Annotated in this window: 12 protein-coding genes; 6 read left to right on the forward strand and 6 right to left on the reverse strand. The window is 72.4% G+C overall.

Annotated elements, in window-relative coordinates; all coding sequences use genetic code 11:
* Positions 1-55 precede the first annotated feature (55 nt).
* From ACH4C6_RS05385 to ACH4C6_RS05395, 3 genes are all read left to right on the forward strand, one after another.
* Positions 56-988, forward strand: a complete 933-nt coding sequence (locus ACH4C6_RS05385) for a permease (protein ID WP_398107914.1) — start codon at positions 56-58, stop codon at positions 986-988.
* Positions 985-1,734 (forward strand): TIGR03943 family putative permease subunit, encoded by a 750-nt coding sequence (locus tag ACH4C6_RS05390; protein WP_398107182.1) that lies wholly within the window; start codon positions 985-987, stop codon positions 1,732-1,734. Before ACH4C6_RS05385 ends, ACH4C6_RS05390 begins: the two co-directional genes overlap by 4 nt.
* Before the next feature lie 112 nt (positions 1,735-1,846).
* On the forward strand, positions 1,847-2,788 hold the full coding sequence (locus ACH4C6_RS05395; RefSeq protein ID WP_398107183.1) for an SDR family oxidoreductase: 942 nt from the start codon (positions 1,847-1,849) through the stop codon (positions 2,786-2,788).
* A 278-nt stretch (positions 2,789-3,066) separates the two neighbouring features.
* Here the strand turns inward: ACH4C6_RS05395 and ACH4C6_RS05400 are convergent, their stop codons facing one another.
* The gene (locus ACH4C6_RS05400; protein ID WP_398107184.1) at positions 3,067-4,266 is read right to left on the reverse strand and encodes a S8 family serine peptidase; all 1,200 of its coding nucleotides are present in this window, start codon (positions 4,264-4,266) and stop codon (positions 3,067-3,069) included.
* A 449-nt stretch (positions 4,267-4,715) separates the two neighbouring features.
* A complete protein-coding gene (locus tag ACH4C6_RS05405) occupies positions 4,716-6,347 on the reverse strand; it encodes a ricin-type beta-trefoil lectin domain protein (protein WP_398107185.1) in 1,632 nt (543 codons plus the stop codon).
* A gap of 469 nt (positions 6,348-6,816) precedes the next feature.
* Here ACH4C6_RS05405 and ACH4C6_RS05410 point away from each other — a divergent pair, with 469 nt between their 5' ends.
* The 3 genes from ACH4C6_RS05410 to ACH4C6_RS05420 are packed head-to-tail and all read left to right on the forward strand — an operon-like array spanning position 6,817 to position 11,950.
* Positions 6,817-9,618: a PQQ-dependent sugar dehydrogenase gene (locus ACH4C6_RS05410; RefSeq protein WP_398107186.1), complete on the forward strand. Its 2,802-nt coding sequence runs from the start codon at positions 6,817-6,819 to the stop codon at positions 9,616-9,618.
* 16 nt (positions 9,619-9,634) lie between these two features.
* Positions 9,635-11,428, forward strand: a complete 1,794-nt coding sequence (locus ACH4C6_RS05415) for a ThuA domain-containing protein (protein ID WP_398107187.1) — start codon at positions 9,635-9,637, stop codon at positions 11,426-11,428.
* Positions 11,429-11,461: 33 nt separating this feature from the next.
* A complete protein-coding gene (locus ACH4C6_RS05420) occupies positions 11,462-11,950 on the forward strand; it encodes a GNAT family N-acetyltransferase (RefSeq protein ID WP_398107188.1) in 489 nt (162 codons plus the stop codon).
* Between the two features lies 1 nt (position 11,951).
* On the opposite strand, the gene ACH4C6_RS05425 is transcribed toward ACH4C6_RS05420, so the two are convergent.
* The 4 genes from ACH4C6_RS05425 to ACH4C6_RS05440 form a co-directional block, all read right to left on the reverse strand.
* Positions 11,952-13,292, reverse strand: a complete 1,341-nt coding sequence (locus tag ACH4C6_RS05425; protein WP_398107915.1) for a DEAD/DEAH box helicase — start codon at positions 13,290-13,292, stop codon at positions 11,952-11,954.
* A 234-nt stretch (positions 13,293-13,526) separates the two neighbouring features.
* Positions 13,527-14,339 (reverse strand): SDR family NAD(P)-dependent oxidoreductase, encoded by an 813-nt coding sequence (locus ACH4C6_RS05430; protein WP_398107189.1) that lies wholly within the window; start codon positions 14,337-14,339, stop codon positions 13,527-13,529.
* A 69-nt stretch (positions 14,340-14,408) separates the two neighbouring features.
* Entirely contained in the window at positions 14,409-14,678 is a 270-nt protein-coding gene (locus tag ACH4C6_RS05435; RefSeq protein ID WP_398107190.1) for a hypothetical protein, read from the reverse strand.
* A 124-nt stretch (positions 14,679-14,802) separates the two neighbouring features.
* A complete protein-coding gene (locus ACH4C6_RS05440) occupies positions 14,803-16,050 on the reverse strand; it encodes a DUF2254 domain-containing protein (RefSeq protein WP_398107191.1) in 1,248 nt (415 codons plus the stop codon).
* Positions 16,051-16,114 lie beyond the last annotated feature (64 nt).

The following is a 16,114-nucleotide window of genomic DNA, read 5'->3' on the forward strand; positions in this document are numbered from 1 at the left end:
CACCGGGGCGGCCGAGGTCAAGGCCTTGGAGGAGCGGCTCTGGTCGGGGTTGCTCGTGCTGCTGGGAGCGGTCGTCCTGCTCAACGTGGTGCTCCTCGTGGGCCGTGGCCGGCTGGATGCGCCGGCCGTGCAGGCCTGGCGCACGGTCGCCCTCGCCGTCACCGTGCAGGCGATGCCCTTCCTGCTGCTGGGGACGGCCCTGTCCGGCGCCATCAACGCCTTCGTGCCGGCCCGGGCGTTCAGCCGTCTGCTGCCGAAGCGGCCCGCGCTCGCCGTGCCGGTCGCCGCGAGCGCCGGCGTGGTGCTGCCCGGCTGCGAGTGCGCCTCGGTGCCGGTCGCGAACAGTCTGATCGGCCGGGGTGTCGCCCCGGCCGCCGCGTTCGCGTTCCTGCTCTCGGCCCCCGCCGTCAATCCGGTGGTGCTCACCGCCACGGCGATCGCCTTCCCCGGCAACCCCGCCATGGTGCTGGCCCGGCTGCTCGCCTCGCTCGCGACCGCCGCCGCCATGGGCTGGCTGTGGCTGCGGTTCGGCCGGGACTCGTGGCTGCGGCCCCGCGTGCGGCACACCGGGCACCGGCCGGGGCACAGCCGCTGGACGGAGTTCCGCCACGGCTTCCAGCACGACTTCCTGCACGCCGGCGGCTTCCTGGTGCTGGGCGCGATGGCGGCGGCCACCTTCAACGTGACGGTCCCGCGCTCGGTACTCGAGGCGTTCTCCGGGTCCCCCTGGCTGTCCGTGCTCTTCCTGGCCGGGCTCGCGGTCGTGCTGTCGGTGTGCTCCGAGGCCGACGCGTTCGTCGCGGCGTCGCTCACCGGCTTCTCCCCCGTCGCCCGACTGGCGTTCATGGTGGTCGGTCCCATGGTGGACCTGAAGCTCTTCGCGTTGCAGGCGGGTACGTTCGGCCGGGCCTTCGCCATCCGCTTCTGCGCGGTCACCACGGTGGTGGCGATCGCGAGCAGCCTCCTGATCGGAGCGGTGCTGCTGTGAGACGTCTCTTCCAGGTGCTGCTGCTCGTCCTGAGCGGCCTCGGCCTGCTGCACGCCTCGCTGCTCACCGACCTCTACCTCAGATACGTCAAGGAGGGGATGCGGCCGTTCCTGATCGCCTCCGGTTGCCTGCTTCTCCTGCTGGGAGCGGCGGAAGCGGTGTCGTACCCGAGGCGGCGCAGGGACGCCGGGGCGGGCGAGGAGCCCGCGGAGGCCGGCGGTCACGACCACTCCGGTGTGCCCCGTGTCGCCTGGCTGCTGCTCCTGCCGGCACTGAGCCTGCTCTTCCACGCCCCGCCGGCCCTCGGCGCGTACACCGCCGCCCGGGAGTCCCCGCGGGCGGTGCAGGAGCGGAACGACTTCGATCCCCTGCCCGCGGTCTCCCCGGTCCCCCTGACCCTCACGGAGTTCACCAGCCGTGTGCAGCAGGACCGCGCTCAGGGCATCAAGGGGCGCACAGTCCGGATGACGGGGTTCGTCACCCCGGCCGGCGAAGGCGGTGACTGGTACCTGACCCGGCTCGTCCTCAACTGCTGTGCCGCGGACGCCCAGACCGTGAAGGTGCGCATCCACGGGGCTCCGGAGCTGCCCGCCGACACGTGGGTGGACGTCACGGGGACCTGGCACCCCGGCGGGACCCTGGGCACGAAGTCCGCCCCGGTCGCGCTGGACGCCCACGCCGTCCGGAGGGTCCCCCGGCCCGCCAACGCCTACACCGACGCACTGCCGCTGCCGGCCACCAGGTGACCCGCCTCCGGCGAACGGGCTAGAGATCGCGACCGCATCCGGATCGGCGGGTATGACGGAAGGGGTTCGAGGGCGCCGTCGGCGGGGCGGCGCGGTGACGGAACGAGGACGTATGAGCGAGGTCCCCGGATCGGGACGGTTCGAGGGGGCGGCCGGCCCGCCCCTGGCAGGGCGGGTCGCCGTCGTGACCGGAGCGGCCCGAGGCGTGGGCGAGGCCCTCGCGCGGCGTCTGTCGGACGCCGGGATGCGGGTCGCGCTGATAGGGCGCGAGGAGGCCACCCTCCGCCAAGCGGCCGACGCTCTGCCCGGCCGGAGCCTGTGCGTCGAGACCGACGTCACCGACCGGGACGCCCTCGATCACGCCGCCCGCGAGGTCCGCGACCGGCTGGGGCCGGCGAGCGTCGTGGTGGCCAACGCGGGCATCGCCACCGGCGGGCCCTTCCTGCACACACCGGCCGACCTGTGGCAGCGGGTCATCGACGTCAATCTCACGGGATCGGCGAACACGGCCCGTGCCTTCCTCCCCCAACTGATGGAGACGCGCGGCTACTTCCTGCAGATCGCGTCCACCGCCGCCTTCGGCTCGTCCCCGTTGATGAGCGCCTACTGCGCCTCCAAGGCCGGGGTGGAGTCGTTCGCCCTGGCGCTGCGCGGCGAGGTGGAGCCGGACGGGGTCGGTGTCGGCATCGCCTACCTGCACTGGACCGGCACCGACATGATCCACGGCATCGACGATCACCCCGTACTGCAGGCGTTGCGCCGCAACCAGCCCCGCTTCGCGCGCAAGGTGCACAGCACCGACGAGGTCTCCCGGTGGCTGACCTCCGGCATCACCCGGCGCGCCCGCCACGTCTACGCACCCCCGTGGCTGCGCTGGTGCCAGCCCCTGCGGCCGGCCTTCCCTGCCCTTGTCTCCCTCCTGGCCCGCCAGGAACTGCGCCGGCAGCCCCCGAGCCGGCTCGCCGGACAGACCGGAGTCCTGGGCGCGGGCGGCCGGGCCGACGTCGACGCCTACCGGTCGGCCACCCGCCCCTCTCCGCCCGAGCGACCCTGACCGGCCGGGATGCCCCGGCCGGGCGGGGCTCTGCGCCGGGGCGGCCACCGGCCGGACCAGACGGCCGCCCCGTGACCGCACGCGCAGGGCCGGGGCTCGCCGGCTGGCGAGGGTCCGCCGCAGCACCGTCGCAACCGTGAGCCGCAAGCCCCTGCACGACGAGGTCAGGTGGTGCACCCGCCGCCCCGGCCGCACCCTGTCTGGTCGCCGTCCTCCAGCTACGGCGGTGCCCGCCGCGCCCCGGCGGGGGCAGCGCGGCGGGCGTCGGTCGGCGGTGGCTACTGGACGATCTTGAGCAGCTTGTTCGGGGTGCCCTGCGAGGGGTTGGAGATCTTGTCGGGGACGGCGCCGTCGGTGAGCGCCTTGGCGACCTGGTCCGGCGTGGCGTCCTGGTGGCCCGCCAGGTAGACGGCGGCGGCGCCCACCACGTGCGGTGTGGCCATGGACGTACCCGAGATGGTCTTGGTGCCCTCGTCGCTGTCGTTCCACGCGGAGGTGATGTCCGAGCCGGGGGCGTAGAGGTCCACGGCCGAGCCGGAGTTGGAGAAGTCGGACTGCTTGTCGTCCTTGGTGGAGGAGGCCACCGTGATGGCTTCCGCCACGCGGGCCGGGGAGCCCTGGCCGGCGTCGGAGGACTCGTTTCCGGCGGCGACGCCGAAGGTGACACCGGCCGCGATGGCCTTCTTGACCGCTTCGTCGAGGGCCGGGTCCGCGCCACCGCCGAGGCTCATGTTCGCCACGGACGGGCCCCGGTGGTTCTTGGCGACCCAGTCGATACCTGCGATGACCTGCTCGGTCGTCCCGGAACCGTTGTCGTCGAGCACCCGGACCGCGACGATCTCGGCCTTCTTGGCGACGCCGTGGGCCGTGCCGGCGATGGTGCCGGCGACATGGGTGCCGTGTCCGTTGCCGTCATCGGCGTCGTTGTCGTTGTCCACGGCGTCGTAGCCCGAAGTGGCGCGTCCCGCGAGGTCCTTGTGTGTGATGCGCACGCCGGTGTCGATGACGTACGCGGTCACGCCCTCACCCGCGCCGTCGGGGTAGGTGTACTTGCTGTCCCCGGCCGTGTCCGCCTGGTCCAGGCGGTCGAGGCCCCAGGAGGGCGGGTTGTCCTGGGTGGCGTCGATGCTGAACTTCTTGACCTGTACGACCTTGGCGACCGCGGGGTCGGCGGCGAGGCGCTCGGCCTCGGCCGTCGAGAGGCCGCCGGCGGAGAAGCCGTTGACGGCGGTCGTGTACGTGCGTCGCAGCGTGCCGCCGTACTCCTCGGCGAGGGAGGACTTGTCCGCCTTTTCGTCCAGCGTGACGATGAAGGTGCCGGGCACGGCACCCTCGGCGCCGATACCGTACACGGTGCCCTCGGCGGGAGTGGGTTCGGGTGCCGACTGGGCGTGTGCCGTGCCGAGGGTCGTCAGGGTGATGACGACGGCCGTGGCGGTGAGGAGCTGCATTCTGCGTGTGAATGCGCGAGATGCCATGTGAGGGTTCTCCTCGTCAGGGGGTGTGGGGGGTGTGGGAGTTCGGACCGCACCTGCATCCGGCCCGCCTCGAACCTGACTGATTGATGTGCGCAGATCAAGGCTTTACGGCGGATCAGTGCCGTAACAGCAGGTCAGCTGGGCGTGAATCGGCCACCCATGGCGCACACCCGTTCCTCACACACCCGCCCTGCATGCGGGCGTCGTGTCGAGAATGTGTGCCCATGTGTCCGGTGCCGACGTGACCGCATGAAATCCGGGTAGACACCGCCGATTTCCCAGCAAGCGATTGCCGGACGGCAGCTCCGGCGAACCTGGAATTGGTGCAGACCGCACGGCGCGGAAAGAATCAGGCTGATTCAAAGCCCCTTCGAGAATGGGGCGTTGATGAATGCGGATTCAACAGTTGTGCGTTGTAGCAGGTGAATGAGGACGTGCGGCGGCTGCTCTCAGGAAGAGCCGGCACGCCACCGCTGTCCGGGGCCCCGTCCTGCCCGCTCCAGCGACAGCCCGGCCCCTGACCCGCCGTCGGGGGTGACGGCCGTGTCGAAGGCGATGGCGGGGCGGATCAGGCCGCTGCCGTCCACGACGAACACGAGGTTGCGGCCGTTGCGGCCCTCCACCGAGTCGCACGTCCAGATGCCGACGCCTCGGTAGGTGTCTCCACGGCTGTCCAGGCAGTAGCCGGGGTCGGCGGCCGATTGCAGCACCCCGCGGTCCGCGTCGACGCGCCAGCGCTGGGTGCGTGCGGCGGAGCAGGGGGCCGTGACCACGTCGGTGCCGTTGCCGAAGCCACCGCCGACGTCCAGGCACAACCCCGACGCCACGTTCACGACTTGGGTGAAGGTGCCGGAGGGCGGGTGGGTGGAGGGGGCCTCCGGTCGCGGACTCGGCGTCCTCGTCGGCGACTTGCGCGGCGTCGGGGACGCAGACCTGCGCACCGGAGAGGGAGAGGAAGAGGGCGAGCGCGAGGTCGAGGGGGAAAGCGAGGACACCGACGGCGTCGCCGACACGGTGGCCGTCACCGTCACCGCCACCGGGGGCGCGTCCGTCCGAGCCCGCGCCGAACTCACCCGGTCCTGTGCCGGAGATCCGTCCTGCACCACCAGGAACGCCACCACGCACAGCGTGGCCGTCCCGATCGCCGCGGAGACCAGTGCGGTGCGCCGGCGGTCCGGAGTCACGGCTCCTCCGTGCTCCTCCACACCGGAGTTCGCTCCCGTGGCCGCTCCCCCGGCCTGGCTCCGTCCCGTGACGGCGTCCGGTGCCGCCCGCCGACCGGTCGTGTACGCCGCCCCGCCCCACGGCAGCAGTCCTTCCGCCAGGGCCGCGCGCGGTGCGTCGCGCAGGGTGGACAGTTCTTCGTGGGCCGTCGTGCAGTGGGGACAGCGCGTCATGTGCGCATGCAGGTCCGCGCTGGCGCGAGGGCTGTCCGGGCGCACGGACTCCTCGATGAGGCGGCCGAAGTCGGGGCAGTCCGGGTCGTCGGAGGCGGCCAGACGCGCCCGCAGGCAGACTTGGGCCAGCCTGCGCAGTGCGCGGTCCGTGCCGTGGGCGACGTCCTCGCGGGTCAGGCCGAGCAACACGGCGGTGACGCCCGGCTGTTCCCGCTCCACGAGCCCGTACCAGATCAGGCCCTGGTCCCGGGCCGGCAGGGACTGGAAGGCGGCGAGCATCGGGGGCAGGGGGCCGGAGCCGCCGACCGTGTTCAGGAGGAGCAGCAGGCCCGCGTCGAGACCGGCCGCCCGCGCGTCCTCCGCCCAGGTCCCGGCCGTACGGGTGACCAGGAGGAGGAGTCGGTGGCGCCAGGGCAGCCCGGGGTCGATGCCGCGGGCGACCTGACGCGCCGCCAGCGCAAAGGCCTGCGCGGCCAGTTGGCGGGCCGTGGACTCGTTGGGGGTGCACAGCCGGGCGTAGGCGAGCACAGGGTGATGATGGCGGGCGCGCAGTTCGCGCAGCGCCGGATACGCCGTCGCCGTGTCGGCGCGCAGCAGCTCGGTCAGCCGCGCGTCGGGCACACCCCCGAGCGTCCCCTGACCGGGCTCGGCAGCGCCGCCCGTTCCGTCGTCGGCCCCAGCCATCGCGCAGCCTCCCGGCACCCTTGCGAACCGCGCGGAGAACGGACCTACCGGCGGGTATGACGGCTCATAGTGGAGGAAGAGCGGCCGCGGGAAAAGAGTTTCCGTGGGTAACGCGGAGGCCTCCGGTGCGGGTGGGAGGCCCTCTCTCGGTCTTACGTCACAACTCGGGCACCGGTACCGGTTTTTCCGGCGCGGGGAGGCGACCGCCGCGCCGCGGACCACGCCCGCTCGATCCACTTTGTCCTGATCATGGAAAAAGTGTCGCGAGTGGATGCGAAAGGGGTTACGCCTTCGATCCGGGGCCGCTACCTTCCCTTGCGACCGGTCATGCGCATGCAATGGCTCGACGGCGCGACGGCGCGCGCCTGTGCTCCCCACGGCAGTCCTGACATCGGCCTGCCGTCACCCCACCCCACGGGAGACGTCTGTGCGCTCAAAAGTGGTCAGACCCGGACTCGTCCGTTCGCTCGTGACGGCCTTGGCGTGTGCCGTCGGTTGCCTCGTCCCCGGTGCGGCGGTCGCCGCCCCCGAAGGGCCCGGAGCGGCACCCCGCGCTGCGGCAGAGGAGTTCCAGCAGGTCACGCTCGCCAAGGGTGTGGCCGAGACGGGCGAGCCGATGACGCTCGCCGTCCTGCCGGACCGCTCGGTGCTGCACACCTCCAGGGACGGCACCGTCCGGCTCACGGACGCGGCCGGCACCACGAGAGTGGCCGGCAAGCTGGAGGTGTACAGCCATGACGAGGAGGGCCTCCAAGGTGTCGCCGTGGACCCGGGCTTCGCGTCCAACCGGTTCGTCTACCTCTACTACGCGCCGAAGCTGAGCACCCCGGGCGGGGACGCCCCCTCCGACGGGTCGGCGGCGGACTTCGCACCTTTCGACGGCGTCAATCGGCTGTCGCGGTTCGTGCTCGGCAGCACCGGCACCCTCGACCTGGCGAGCGAGAAGAAGATCCTCGACGTCCCCGCGTCCCGGGGCATCTGCTGCCATGTCGGCGGGGACATCGACTTCGACGCACAGGGCAACCTCTACCTGTCGACGGGCGACGACACCAACCCCTTCGCCTCGGACGGCTTCACGCCGATCGACGAGCGCGCCTCGCGCAACCCCGCCTACGACGCCCAGCGTTCGGCGGGCAACACCAACGACCTGCGGGGCAAGGTGCTGCGCATCAAGGTCGCCGCCGACGGGTCCTACACCGTGCCGCCAGGCAACCTCTTCCCCGCCGGCACGGCCAGGACGCGGCCCGAGATCTACGCGATGGGGTTCCGCAACCCCTTCCGGATGAGCGTCGACAAGGCGACCGGAGTGGTCCACCTCGGTGACTACGGACCCGACTCGGGTACCGCCAGCGCCTCCCGCGGCCCGGCCGGGCAGGTCGAGTTCAACCGCATCACGAAGGCGGGCAACTATGGCTGGCCGTACTGCACCGGCGCGAACGACGCCTATGTGGACCACGACTTCGCGAGCGGCAGCGCGGGCGCCAGGTTCGACTGCGCCGCGCCGAAGAACACCTCGCCGCGCAACACCGGGCTCACCGACCTGCCGCCCGCCCAGCCCGCCTGGATCCCCTACGACGGCGGCTCCGTACCGGAGTTCGGCACCGGCTCCGAATCGCCCATGGGCGGCCCCGTCTACCGCTACGACGCCGCCTCCACCTCCCCGGTCAAGTTCCCCCAGGAGTACGACGGCGACTTCTTCGCCGGTGAGTTCGGCCGCCGCTGGATCAAGCGGATCGAGACCGGCGGCGACGGCGCCGTGCAGTCCGTCAACGCCTTCCCCTGGACCGGCACCCAGGTGATGGACATGGCCTTCGGACCGGACGGCGCCCTGTACGTCCTCGACTACGGCACCGGCTACTTCAACGGTGACGCGAACTCCGCGCTCTACCGCATCGAGCACGTCGCCGACGGCCACGCCCCGGTGGCCCAGGCCAAGGCCGGCGTCACCTCCGGCAAGGCCCCTCTGACGGTCTCGTTCTCCTCCGCCGGGAGTTCCGACGCCGACGGTGACGCCCTGAGTCACGCGTGGACCTTCGGCGACGGCGCCACCTCCACCGCCGCCGACCCCACGCACACGTACACCGCGAACGGCCGGTACACGGCCACACTGAAGGTGACGGACACGACCGGCAAGTCCGCGACCGCGTCGGTGCAGATCACCGTGGGCAACACCGCCCCGACGGTCCGGCTCGACCTACCCGCCGACGGCAGCATCTACGACTTCGGCGCCGCGATCCCCTTCAAGGTGACGGTCACCGATCCCGAGGACGGCGCGATCGACTGCACCAAGGTCAAGGTGACGTTCATCGTCGGTCACGACAGTCACGGCCACCCCCAGACCTCGGCGACCGGCTGCTCGGGCACCCTGCGGACCCTGGCGGACGGCGAGCACGATCCCAACGCCAACATCTTCGGTGTCGTCGACGCCGAGTACACGGACAGGGGCGCGAACGGCCAGCCCGCGCTGACCACCCACGACCAGCACGTCACCCAGCCCAGCCACCGGCAGGCCGAACACTACGGCGACTCCTCGGGCGTGCAGGTGGTCAGTCACACCCCGGCGCACGGGGGCAGGACGGTCGGCCACATCGACAACGGCGACTGGATCTCCTTCGAGCCCTACGCCCTCGCCGGCGCCACGCGGTTCACCGCCCGTGTCTCGTCGGCCGGCTCCGGCGGCACCATCGAGGTCCGCGCCGGGTCCCCCACCGGCACCCTGCTCGGCACGGCGAGCGTGCCGGTGACCGGCGGGTGGGAGACGTTCCAGGACGTGACCGCCGCACTGACCGGCCAGCCCGCCGGGACCACCGAGCTCCACCTCGTCTTCAAGGGCGGCGCCGGTTCGCTGTTCGACGTCGACGAGTTCGCCTTCACCACCGCCGGCTCCGACCGCGCGGGCGAGGTGAAGGGTGTGGGCGGCAAGTGCCTCGACGTCGACAACGCCCAGAGCGCCGACGGGACCAAGGTGCAACTGTGGACCTGCAACACCAGCACCGCCCAGCGCTGGACCCTGCCCGGCGACGGCACCCTGCGCGCCCTCGGCAAGTGCCTGGACATCTCCGGAGCAGCCACCGCCGACGGCACCAGGATCCAGCTGTGGACCTGCAACGGCACCGGCGCCCAGCAATGGACCCCCCACACCGACGGCACCCTGCGCAACCCCCCGTCCGGCAAATGCCTCGACGCCTCCGGCGGCACCTGGAACGACGGCACACCCGTCCACCTGTGGACCTGCCACACCGGCCCCAACCAGAAGTGGACCCTTCCGTAGAAAGGAGGCGATCCCCATGCGCTCCCCCATCAAGCCGCTGCTCGGTCTCCTCACCGGCGCCGCACTGTGCCTGACCTCCCCGTCCGTCGTCGCCCTGCCGGCGTCCGGCGACGATCCCCGCGCCACCGCCCCGCCCGTGTCGGCCGCCCACCCGGCGGCCGCCACGCCGGCCGCCACGCCGGCCGCCGACCCCGCCTACAAGGTCCTGGTGTTCTCCAAGACCGCGGGCTTCCGGCACTCCTCCATCGACGACGGCACAGCGGCGCTGCGGGACCTCGGCGCGGCGAACAACTTCACCGTCGACGCCACCGAGGACGCCGGGGCCTTCACCACCGGCAACCTCGCCCAGTACAAGGCGGTCGCGTTCCTGTCGACCACGGGCGACGTGCTCAACGCCGGCCAGCAGAGCGCGTTCGAGAGCTACGTCAAGGGCGGTGGCGGGTACGTCGGCATCCACGCCGCGGCCGACACCGAGTACGACTGGCCCTTCTACGCGGGGCTGGCCGGCGCGCTCTTCCACTCCCACCCCGCCGTCCAGTCCGCCACCGTCGAGGTCGAGGACCGGGCCCATGACGCCACCGCCCACCTCGGCGGCACCTGGCGACGCACCGACGAGTGGTACAACTACCGCACCAATCCGCGGGACTCGGCGCATGTGCTGGCCTCGCTCGACGAGTCGAGCTATTCCGGCGGCACCATGCAGGGCGACCACCCGATCGCCTGGTGCAAGGACTACCAGGGAGGCCGCGCCTTCTACACCGGCGGCGGCCACACCGACGAGGCGTACGCCGAGCCGGCGTTCCGCCGCCATCTGCTCGGCGGTGTCCGCTGGGCCGCCGGAATGACCGAGGCCGACTGCCGTCCCGAGACCGGCTACACCTCCCTGTTCGACGGTTCGGGCACCACGGGCTGGAAGCAGGCCGGGCCCGGCGGCTTCACGCTCGCCGACGGCACCCTCACCTCGCACGGCGGGCTCGGCATGCTGTGGCACTCCCGCGAGATCAGCGGGGACTACTCCCTGAAGCTCGACTGGCGCGCCGACGGCGACGACAACTCCGGCGTCTTCATCGGCTTCCCCGCGTCGGACGACCCGTGGTCGGCGGTGGACAACGGCTACGAGATCCAGATCGACGCCACCGACGAGGCGGCACGCACCACCGGAGCGGTCTACGGATTCAAGTCCGCGGACCTGCCGGCACGCGACGCGGCGCTGAACCCGCCCGGCGAGTGGAACACCTACGAGCTGCGGGTCACCGGTGAGCGGCTGGAGATCTTCCTCAACGGCCGCAAGATCAACGACTTCACCAACACCGACCCCGCGCGCAGCCTCCGGCAGGGGCACATCGGCCTGCAGAACCACGGGGACGGGGACTCGGTGTCGTTCCGGAACATCCGCGTCAAGCAGGGCGGCGGCACCCAGCCCGGTCCCCGCGCGGGCGAGGTGAGAGGTGTGGGCGGCAAGTGCCTCGACGTCGACAACGCCCAGAGCGCCGACGGGACCAAGGTGCAACTGTGGACCTGCAACACCAGCACCGCCCAGCGCTGGACCCTGCCCGGCGACGGCACCCTGCGCGCCCTCGGCAAGTGCCTGGACATCTCCGGAGCAGCCACCGCCGACGGCACCAGGATCCAGCTGTGGACCTGCAACGGCACCGGCGCCCAGCAATGGACCCCCCACACCGACGGCACCCTGCGCAACCCCCCGTCCGGCAAATGCCTCGACGCCTCCGGCGGCACCTGGAACGACGGCACACCCGTCCACCTGTGGACCTGCCACACCGGCCCCAACCAGAAGTGGACCCTCCCCTGACGCCCCCGGAAGGGCATCCCGGGACCTCGTAGGATGCCCTTCATGAACCCGGCCCCCGCTCCCCGGCACGGCACGCCCGTCGTGCGCCGGGCCGTCGCCCGCGACGCCAAGCGGCTCACCCGGCTCGTGCGCGGCTCGCGTGCCTACGAGGGCCACTACGCGGCAATGGTCGCGGGCTACCGCGTGGGAGCCGACTACATCGAGACCCATGAGGTGTTCGTGGCCGTCGACGCCGACGACCCGGCCGGCCGGGTGCTGGGCTTCTACGCGCTGCTCCTGGTGCCGCCCGAGCTGGACCTGCTCTTCGTCGACAACGGGGCGCAGGGCCGGGGCATCGGGCGGCTGCTCGTCGCGCACATGAAGGCACAGGCGCGGGCGGCGGGACTGGACCGCGTACGGGTGGTGTCGCACCCTCCGGCGGAGGGCTTCTACCTCAGCAGCGGGGCGCGGCCCACCGGAACCGTCCCGGCGAACCCGCCCGCCGTGCCCTGGGACCGGCCGGAACTGCAGTTCCCGATCTGAGTCAGCCGCCCCGGCGCACCCGGGCGGCCCTGCGGGCCTCCGCGAGCTTGCGGGCCTCACTGCTCCTGCGGGACGGCCTGCCGCCGGAGCCGCCGCTGGCGTCCTTGGCGGTGCCCAGGCCGCGGAACGGAGCGTTGTGGTTCTTGGGGCGCGGTGCGGCCGGTCCGCCGTCGAGGGGCCGGCCCGAGGGGGTTCTGGCGCCGGTGATCCGGCTCAGCTCCGCCTCGCCGGACCGTACCTTCGTGACCTTCGGAGTGACGTCCGCGTCCGTCATGACCTGGCTCGTCTCCCGGCGCTGCCCCGGCAGGACGAGGGTCACGACGGTGCCGGAGCGGCCCGCCCGCGCCGTGCGTCCGGCGCGGTGCAGGTAGTCCTTCGGGTCGGTGGCCGGGTCGACGTTGACCACGAGATCCAGGTCGTCGACGTGCAGGCCGCGTGCGGCGACGTTCGTCGCCACCAGTGAGGTGACCTGGCCTTCCTTGAACTGCGCCAGGGTCCGGGTGCGCTGCGGCTGGGACTTCCCGCTGTGCAGGGCGGCCGCGGCCACGCCACTGGCCCGCAGGTGCCGCGTGAGCAGGTCGACGCCGTGCTTGGTGTCCAGGAACAGCAGCACACGGCCGTCCCGGGCGGCGATCTCGGTGGCCACGGCGTACCGGTCGGGCCCGTGCACGACGAGGAGGTGGTGCTCGATCGCCGGGACGGAACCGGACGAGGGGTCCACCGCGTGCACGGCGGGGTCGCGCAGGCGGCGACGCACCAGGTCGTCGACGTCCCGGTCCAGGGTGGCGGAGAACAGCATGGTCTGCCCGCCGGAGGGCACCTGGTCCAAAATCTCGTCCACCTGCGGCAGGAACCCCAGGTCACACATCTGGTCGGCCTCGTCCAGGACCACGATGCGCACACGTCCCAGTCGGCAGCCCTTGCGGGCGACGAGGTCGTGCAGCCGGCCCGGCGTGGCGACGACGATCTCGGCCCCCTCCCGCAGGGCGGCGGCCTGACGCCCGATGGAGACTCCCCCGACCACGGTGGCGAGCCGCAGCCGCAGCGCCTCGGCGTAGGGCGTGAGCGCCTCGGCGACCTGCTGCGCCAGTTCCCTGGTGGGGACCAGCACGAGCGCCGGCGGCTCCTTGGGCTGTGCGCGCCGCCCGGCCGTACGGGTCAGCAGGGCCAGACCGAAGGCGAGCGTCTTGCCGGATCCCGTGCGTCCCCGGCCCAGGACGTCCCGGCCCGCGAGGGCGTCCGGCAGCGCGGCGGCCTGGATGGGGTAGGGCACGGCCACACCCTGCTCGTCGAGCGTCCGCAGGATCGGGGCGGGGAGGCCGAAGCGGGCGAAGGACGTCACCGCGGGAGCCTCGCTGGGCGCGACGGACCGGTCGTCGTGCGGCCGGACCGCGCTGCGTGCTGAATCGCTCAAGGAGAGCCTTCCTCGGGGAGGGACCGTACCCGGGAAGGCGCGGCAGGGGGTGCGATCACCGGCCGGGACACCGAGCGGAGCGGTGGACGGCGACGCGGCAAACAGCCGACGGTAGCACGGCGAGCGGCACGGCCCGTGTCCGGCCGGTGGGGGCGGGCGGTGTCAGCCCGGGCGCCCCGTGTCCTCGTCGTTGCCGCTCCCCGGCTCCGCCATCCGCCGGTGGGCCGCGGCCTTGACCCCGTCGGGCAGCACCTTTCCGGCCAGCCCTTGCACCTTGGTCTTCAGGGACCCGGTCACGACCTTCGTGTCACCCCGCACGATGGCCTCGAAGGCCTGCTCGGCGACCTGGGCGGGGTCGTCCTTCTTCATGGTGCCGATCACGGTGTCGTCCGCCATGCCCGCCCGCTCGAAGAAGTCGGTGTCCGTCGGCCCGGGCATGAACGAGGTGACCGTGACACCCGTGTCCTTCACCTCCTCCGCGAGCGCCTGGGCGAAGGACTGCACGAACGACTTGGAGGCGTTGTAGACGGGCTGGAAGGCGCCGGGCATCGTCGAGGCGACGGACGAGGTGAAGGCGAGCCGGCCCGCGTCGCGCGTCACCATGGCCCGCAGCAGCGGCTTGGCCAGCCGCACGGTCGCGGTGACGTTGAGATCGATCACTTCCTGATCGTCGGCGAGGTCGGTGTCGACGAAGGCGCCACCGCGGCCCACGCCCGCGTTGAGGACGGCGACGTCGACGGTCAGCCCGTCGAGTGCGTCCAGCAGCGCGTACCGCCCTTCGGCCGTCCGGAGGTCGGCGCGCACCGCCCGCACCTCCGCGCCCGACTCCCGCAGGGTCCCCGCAGCGGGTTCCAGTCGTTCGTCCTCGGCGTTCACCACCAGGTCGTAGCCGTGGGCCGCGAACTGCCGGGCCAGTTCGTAGCCGATCCCGCTGGACGCCCCGGTGATCAGGGCCAGTGGCCGTGTGTCAGTCATGGCGGACGAGTAGCCCGTACGGCGCGGTTGAAATCGCGCCGTGCCCGTGCTTCCCGTGGCGTGCGCGGCTCACCGCTGGCGGGTACGCCCGGAGGGGCGGTTCGACCGTCGGCGGACGGTGACGAAGGAGGCGAGGACGCCGAGTGCCCAGGCGATGAGGAGAGCACCCCACAGGGGCATGGTGACCAGCGGGATGAGCAGCCGGATCTGCACGTGCGAGCGGTTCTCGAAGATGAAGACCAGGGCGATCGCGGTGATCACGGCGAAGGGGACGAGGCGACGAGCGCCGGGGCCGGACGAGTGGGCCCGGTGGTCCGTGTCCTTGGTGGTCCGGGTCATGAGGTGCCTCTCGGTCGGGTGGCCCCCCTCCCAGCATCCCCATCCGGCACACGGCACGCCACCGAGGTCGGCTGCGGACGGGCGGCCGGCCCCGCGGCGCCCGGGATGATCCGGACGGCGGGTCTCAGTCCCAGACGAACGAGTACGTCGTCCGGGCGGTCCGGTCGACCCGTCGCAGCCGGTCGGCCACGGGCTCGCGCCGGTCCTCGGGCGTCAGCTCCAGCAGGCTGCGCAGGAGGTCACGTGTCCGGCGCAGGACCATCGGGGCTCCGGCGGCGGCATGGACCACGTCGTCGACGGCGAGCCGGACATAGTCGTCCCATCCGGGGACCGGGACACCCACCCGCGTCCGCCCGGTGGAGTCGTGGAACCGTCCCACGTCGAGGTCGCTGCCCGCGAGGCGGACCAGCAGACCCTCGATCCGGTCCAGGGCCTCGACGGCCGTCGCCGGGTCGTTGATCGCCGGGGACAGGGCGCGGAGGGCGATGTCGACGAGCAGTCTGAACGGCAGTCCCGGATCCTGGACGAAGGTCCGCTCCACCCCGGTGGTCAGGGCTGCGCGCACCGCGCTCTCCCCCGCGCCGGCCCCGGTGACCTCGGCGATCACCGTCCCCTCGGACAGGGTCGTGCCCGGGGCGACCTGGAACGCCACCGAGAAGTCGTGCGTGCGGGCCGCTTCGACGAGCGCGGACACATCGATCGTCTGCAGCACGGCGGACGGCCCCGCCCAGCGGATCGGCGTCCCCGAACCGGCCACGAGGGGCGGGGGCGCCGCGTCGGCGGCCCTCGTGAACGGGCGGGCGTAGAGGGTGTCGTACAGCCGATACGCCCGGACGGCGATCGCCGAGAGGGAGTGACCCAGCTGGATGGAGTCGAAGGCCCTCATCTGGAGGGTGCGCATCAGGGCGAGCGCCACCAGCGTGAGGATCATGGCCGCGCCCGGGACGAGAGCGGAGACCTTCCGCTGCGATCCGACGGCCAGGGCCGCGGTGATGCAGAAGACGAACACGCCGATCGTGAAGGCGAAGGTCCGCCACACCACCGGTTCGTGGCGGAACAGGCTGAGCCGGGGCGTGAACGTGCTCGCGGAGAACTGCACGACCAGGAACAGCACCGAGTAGATGATGCTGACCAGGCTGATGACCCCGAACCCCAGGGTGAACAGCACGCTGACCACACGGCCCACGTCCGCCCGGGGCCCGGCGGTGATCAGCGGGGCGAGCAGCCCCAGACCGGCGCCAACGAGCGCGCAGAACAGTTGCGACAGGTTTCTGCGGACCGGGGGTGTCAGCCTGCGGGGCGACAGGAGCCGGTGCTCGCGCGGCCGCGGCCGGGACCCTCCGGGAGAGATGCCTCCAGCGTGTTCGGGCATTCAGCCGTCCTCTGAGACGTCCAAGCATCGGAACATGCCCGGGCTGCTCAGGTGAGACCCGCCC

The sequence above is a fragment of the Streptomyces sp. NPDC017943 genome, from assembly GCF_044328425.1.
In the GTDB taxonomy this organism is placed as follows: Bacteria; Actinomycetota; Actinomycetes; order Streptomycetales; family Streptomycetaceae; genus Streptomyces; species Streptomyces djakartensis_A.